General features: G+C 39.0%; 4 protein-coding genes. 2 read left to right on the plus strand and 2 right to left on the minus strand.

Annotated features, from left to right (window positions below; all coding sequences use genetic code 11):
* Positions 1-78: 78 nt before the first annotated feature.
* The gene (locus KGY70_20155; GenBank protein MBS3777517.1) at positions 79-270 is read right to left on the minus strand and encodes a cold shock domain-containing protein; all 192 of its coding nucleotides are present in this window, start codon (positions 268-270) and stop codon (positions 79-81) included.
* A 321-nt stretch (positions 271-591) separates the two neighbouring features.
* Here KGY70_20155 and KGY70_20160 point away from each other — a divergent pair, with 321 nt between their 5' ends.
* Positions 592-1,356 (plus strand): pentapeptide repeat-containing protein, encoded by a 765-nt coding sequence (locus KGY70_20160; protein ID MBS3777518.1) that lies wholly within the window; start codon positions 592-594, stop codon positions 1,354-1,356.
* A 29-nt stretch (positions 1,357-1,385) separates the two neighbouring features.
* On the opposite strand, the gene KGY70_20165 is transcribed toward KGY70_20160, so the two are convergent.
* On the minus strand, positions 1,386-2,468 hold the full coding sequence (locus KGY70_20165) for a class I SAM-dependent methyltransferase (protein ID MBS3777519.1): 1,083 nt from the start codon (positions 2,466-2,468) through the stop codon (positions 1,386-1,388).
* A gap of 273 nt (positions 2,469-2,741) precedes the next feature.
* On the opposite strand from KGY70_20165, the gene KGY70_20170 reads away from it, so the two are divergent.
* Positions 2,742-2,965: hypothetical protein (locus KGY70_20170; GenBank protein MBS3777520.1), on the plus strand; the 224-nt coding region annotated here is incomplete at its 3' end.

Here is a 2,965-nt window from a genome sequence, read left to right on the forward strand (position 1 = left end):
GGTACATAAACGAAAAAAGCTTCACAATAAAATTGTGAAGCTAAGGATCTAAATGGATAATTATAAACTTATATAGGTCTATACTCGTTTAACATTTACCGCATATAACCCTTTTTCTCCCTCTTTCGGTTCAAAAGTCACTTCGTCGTCTTCCTGAATATTATCAATAACGTCTGATACATGGACGAAGTATTCACTGTCTGATTCTTTGTCTTTAATGAATCCAAATTTTTTAACTTCATTGAAAAATTTAACTGTTCCTTCTTTCATAATGTAATTTAATTAAAATGTTCCGGCGACAAATATACAGTTATTCAAGATATTGAGCAAATTTTCATGAAAAAGTTTAAAAATTTCTTTTCCTTCAAGGCCTTAATGGTTTACAGACTTCCGTTTACCAAACAGATACATGACCATTTAATTTTATTGAAATTTTGTTGGGTTTTGATCGCATGAAGAAGACAAAAAAAAATTTTTAAATTTGATAACAAAGTTCAACTCCTTACCGGGCAAGTTTTGCCAAAAAAAGCAAGAATTTGACCGGTAAGGTACTGAAGCTCCGCAAATTATTCATTATCTAAATGATGTGCCATGGACAACAGTAGAACAGTCAATACACCCGGAGAATTTGAAGATTACCTGATTCAGGGAACCAGTAACAGCTATGATTGCAGCGGGGTTACTTTTACATGTGAAATGGATTTATCGGAACGGGAATTTGAAAACGTTTATTGCCAGAATGCTGTATTTGAGAAGAAGGTATCTTTTAAAAATTCCATTTTTAAAGGAAATGCAGAATTTATAGGGGTTCAGTTTTCAAAAGCGTCTGAATTTTGGAAGACCCGGTTTATGAGATTTGCCAAATTCTGGAAGGCCAGGTTTTCGGGAAATGCTAACTTTATAGAAGCCCGGTTTCTCAGAAATGCTGACTTTTTGGAGGCTCAATTTTTAGGAAATGCAAAATTCTGGAAAGCCATTTTTTCGGAGAATGCTGATTTTATAGGTACGCGGTTTTCCAACCACGCAAATTTTTTACTGAGTCAATTTTCGGGAGATGTTAACTTTACAGAAGCCTATTTTGCTGAAACTGCTAATTTCTCAGGATCAAAACTTTCAGGCAATACCCAGTCACGATTTTTAGGAATCACGAACTTCAGGGGATCTCAGTTTTCAGGAGATGCTGAATTCTGGAAAGCCCGGTTTTTGGGAAACGTTAACTTTTCAGGTGCCGCCTTTTCCGGAATTGCTGAATTTTCCGAAGCCACGTTTTCGGGGATCACTGACTTTTCAGATACAACCTTTTTTTCAGCGGATTTTAGCAATACGGTTTTTGACCCAAATTCCCAAAGTGGGTAATCCCCAATAATACAGGAGTTGCTTTCTCCTTATTTCATCCTGGCGGTCCAGTTTTCTATTGACTTATTCTTATCAAGGATATGGACTTTACCCGTTATCTGATCCCCTTCTACACGGCCATTGTACACATACTTGGTGCCAGTAGACGGATTAACTGCTGTAAAAGCAATCCGCCTACCCGTAAGTCCGCTGTGCTCAACCTGTAATTCAACATCCCCGGCATGAATGGTAAGATCAATTTCCTGAAATTTTTGTCCGGCGGTCATCGTAAATCCTTTTTCGTTTGTTTGCCACTGCCAGTGACCTTCAACCTTTGCCGGCACAACCCAGTAATAAATATCCCTGGTTACAATTCCCAAAGGACCGTTCAGTTTCGGTCCCTTCAATTCAATACCAAGGTTGTTTAATTTTATTTGATTGTCCACCATCCAGTCGCCCATGTCGAAATCGGAAGTATCTTTTGTAATGGAACGATTCTTTATCCCACTTTTTTTCGAAAAATCCCGGTCGCTTTCTTTTACGGAATTATCTCCTGTTCCGGAACCGGACAAAAAGCCATTATCCTCTATCTTTATCCGTTTATCGGGTTTCCATTCCCCCATATCAAAATTGTGAGAGACAATTTTGGTACCCGGTTCCAGGCTATCCAGAAGTGTCGGCCGGAGTTTTAGGTTGATGGACCTCAGCAGATACATCGTGATTACATTGGCCCTGCTGAAATCGCTCTTAAATATATCTTGCTGAAGGAACATCACCTTATCCTGTACACCGGCTTGCCGGGCATTTTCTTCAGCCTCCCGGATGCGCTCAGGATCCAGATCGATCCCATGACCAAACGCTCCACGCTGAGCGGCAGCCACAACAATACGTCCGTCTCCGCAGCCCAGGTCAATTACATAATCATCAGGCCCGACATCAGAAACATTCAGCATCTTTTCCACTACACTGTGCGGTGTAGATACATAAGGAACATCCAGTTCCTGGGCATTTGCAGAGTGATATAAAAAGAACATCAGTATAAGCATCATTCCGGCTGTTCGAGAAAATATACTGCCGGGTATCAGAACCTTTACTACACTGTTGTATAATAATTGCGTGACTTGTGTTTTCATACAGGTTGGTTTTTTAATAAACTTTATGAGTAAAATTTGAACTTACAATATTACCAATAGTAATGCAAAAATTAAAAACATAACATGCATTTTTTCCTGAACCGGTTGAATCAAAATAAAATTTGCTTTTCCCATTGGCATATATTATATTTATTCCTTTGAATATTTGAACGATATTTATATTTGTCCAATCCGGTGCATGTTTTCTTATCATTTTTTTTCAAAGATGGGAAAAACGAGCTATTGGAAATTAACATTATAAAAAAATACATTATGAAAAAATTGCCTTTCAAGAGCTGGATCCTGATAATTTTTGCCGCTCTGGTAGCGGGAGGTATTTATTGGTATTATGCACATAGCGGTTCTGCCCGCAAAGCGCAGCAGATATTTGAAGAAACAGGCATTAAAGGAGGCCTGGTTGTCCATCTGGGATGTGATAACGGCAAACTCACCGCCGGTCTGCACGCCAACGACCGTTATTTGGTCCACGGCCTTGC

This window comes from Bacteroidales bacterium, assembly GCA_018334875.1.
GTDB lineage: Bacteria > Bacteroidota > Bacteroidia > Bacteroidales > UBA12077 > JAGXLC01.